Here is a 3,077-nt window from a genome sequence, read left to right on the forward strand (position 1 = left end):
GGATAATTCAATATTATCCGCTAGTAATTTAGAAGGTGAAGAATTTCAAATGAAAAAAATTGGTTTATATTTAAGATATGGTTCTAAAATTGTTTTAATAGTTGCAGCAGGTATTATTGGGTATGATACATATAAAAACTTTTGGCTTGGTGTATTTTCAGTGATACTAATTTTGATTCCAGAATTTGATTCATTAATTACATTACATAAAGAACATAAACAAAAACGTAATAATAGTAAAAATAGGTATTCAGATAATTTGTTTACAGACCGTGAAGAAGATATTCAAAGCATTGTAAATATTCTCAGCATGCAAGAGCATAGAATCGAAATAAAGGGAAATGGGGAGCAATGCGGAAAAAGTTGGATAGCAAAACGTTTATGTGATTATATAAATCATCCTAAAGACATAGCATTTCAGCGAATTAAGTCTAAGTGCCCATATACAGTAGCTGATTATATTGATATGGATCAATGCTCTGAAAGTTTCCTAAATACTTATCTTCAATCAAGGATAATTAGCCCCAGAACAGTATTAATATTTGATCATGTAACAAATTTGGAGTTAATTTTTAGCAAACAGAGACTTTATCATTTTCAATTGATATATATTATGAAAAATATGTCATCAAAGAATTTATCATTACATCATTTTGTTTCAAATTTTAACCCCAAATATGTGGATGCCTTACAAGAAAAAATCAGAGAGACTTACCCTGAGGTAAGTCGTCTTTCGCACAAAGAAACAGATATTTTGTTTCAAATAACCTATGGGAATATAGGGAAAATAGTTAATTTATTGAGTGAAGAAAGATGTATTGACTGGATAAAAAATATTGCGAGTAATGAACAAAATGATTATGATAAAAACTTATATTTTATTCAAGTCGACCTATATACGGGAAAATATAAAGAAGCCGAAAGGAAGCTTTTAAATTTTAAAAATGAATATTGTGACAAATTTGATAATAATAATGATTTAATGTATAAATATATTTTGATATTATCAGATTGCAATCATTTATTAAATAAATATTATGATGCTTTGGCCACTTTATCTACTATTGAAAGCAAGCAATATAAAGCAAATAATAAAAATTTCAAAATAGAATTATATAAAGCTCATTATTATAAGCATCTGTGGATGAGCAATGAGTCATTGGAAATTTTGAAATCTATATACAAAGAATCATTTGCGGCTATAGTAGATTCATTAGGTATCTTAGCAGCTAAATATTTTATTAACGATTTACATGTACCTGGATCCCTTAAAAATTCAAAAGACGAATTCTGTAATCTTTATATTATAGCCCAAAATAGTACTCTAACACATACAGATGAAGAAAAAAATAAGCTAAAACGCTTCACATCATTGTACATTTTGTATACTGATATGCCTAAAGACTGTGACTCTTTAATAAACGTTTCAAATGAAATTATAGCCATATATAAGGCTCAGAATAATCGCCTTTTAGCAAATGCTTATTTTATTCAAGGAGAAATCTATAGAGTATATTGTAAATATGACGAGGCTATTAAAGCATATTTAAGTTGCATAAATGTCACTAAGGATAATAATATAGTAATACAAACTAATCTTATGGTATATTATTTAATTAATATTAAAGGGCTAAAAGTTAAATTCAACCTATTATGTGAAGAAAATATTATAGATCTTTGTGAAAATAATGAGTATTCAAATAAAGTATTTCAACGAATAAGAAATATTGAATTATGTGATCCAGAATCAAATAATATAAAAAAATGTTTTGATTCTAGAATTATGCCTATTTTATAGAAATATCTGTATAAGTAAAATGAGGTACTTTTTTTTCTACCAATTTGGATCTTAATCTTTTGATATTCTTGACATCACTGTTTTTTATGCAAAATAATAATTCGGCAAGATCTGCAATATCATTGGAGTCCCAATTATATCTTGCAATCTCTTGTGTTCCAATACGTATACCATCGTTACCAAACAAACGTTTATGTTTTTTATTTAAGGTAATATTATATTTCTTAGCTATATAATAAAAACTATCCGTTTCATTTTTGTTCATACGGATAAAAAGTTGATGTGTATCTGTATATATGTTTTCTTTTAAATTTGCTACACAAAATCCTAATCTGTTCAAATGCTTTCCTAACTGATTTGCAGTAGTAACAATTGCTTGTTGATATTTATTGCCGTATTCTTCCTGCTCAATTAATGATAATAATAAAGCTGCAATGTGATTGGGTTGAGTATTTCTCAAGTAATGTGGCGTAATATTGCATTTTAACTTTTCTTCTATGGAATATGTATTAGTCATTATTAAACCACATGCAGGAGCTGGAAGTGTCTTATGAGTGCCACCAATAAGTACAATGTTATCACAGCAATCTAAAGGATTCTGAATAATATTTGATGCAATTAATCCAAGAGTTTGTGTTCCATCATAAATAATGCCCATTTTATTTGGAAGGTTAATTTTGCATAAGTCAGGAGGATTAATGACATCAGATTGGCAAAATATAAGAAATTTATAATTTCCCGATTCACATAAAGTATTTGTGGTGTCGTAATCAATTTGATAATTATCAAAATCATAGGGAACCGGCTCATATTTAACCCCAAGTGTCTCTAAAATGACGGGCATTGATGCATGACCACCTTGCTCAGGAGTGGTTAGTAGTACGATATCATTTCTTGATAATAATGACATAGCGCATACTGTAAAGCAGTTTATTCCGGTATTTGTGTCAGCATTCGTATATTTTGCATGAAATAGAGAATGGCATTCTTGTGACAATAAAAGATTTAGCTTATTAATATATTCTCCACCGATAAATGAATTCACTCCATTTGAATCCATAAATGAATATTTTCCTTCAAAATTAGATATTAGTGGTGATTTGCAGAAATCAGATACGTAATTTTCTGCAGCACATAGAGGGATTTTTTGTGTTTCATAAATATCAAGCTCTTCCACAAGTTTGCAATATTGTCTATGTATTTCATTCATTTTGTTTCTCGCTTTCTTGTAATACTCTTTCAATATGTAAAGATATTGAAAGATAATATTGAATTATCC

2 protein-coding genes are annotated in these 3,077 nt (G+C 28.2%); one reads left to right on the top strand and one right to left on the bottom strand.

All coding sequences use genetic code 11. From position 1 onward, the window contains the following. The coding region (locus FAY33_RS19020) for a hypothetical protein (RefSeq protein WP_207706037.1) at positions 1-1,798 on the top strand (1,798 nt) is incomplete at its 5' end. Here the strand turns inward: FAY33_RS19020 and FAY33_RS19025 are convergent. Then, a complete protein-coding gene (locus tag FAY33_RS19025) occupies positions 1,788-3,008 on the bottom strand; it encodes an amino acid hydroxymethyltransferase (RefSeq protein ID WP_143323058.1) in 1,221 nt (406 codons plus the stop codon). The two genes, FAY33_RS19020 and FAY33_RS19025, sit on opposite strands and share 11 nt — an antisense overlap. Positions 3,009-3,077: the final 69 nt, after the last annotated feature.

This window comes from Clostridium sp. HBUAS56010, from assembly GCF_007115105.1.
GTDB lineage: Bacteria > Bacillota > Clostridia > Lachnospirales > Lachnospiraceae > Lacrimispora.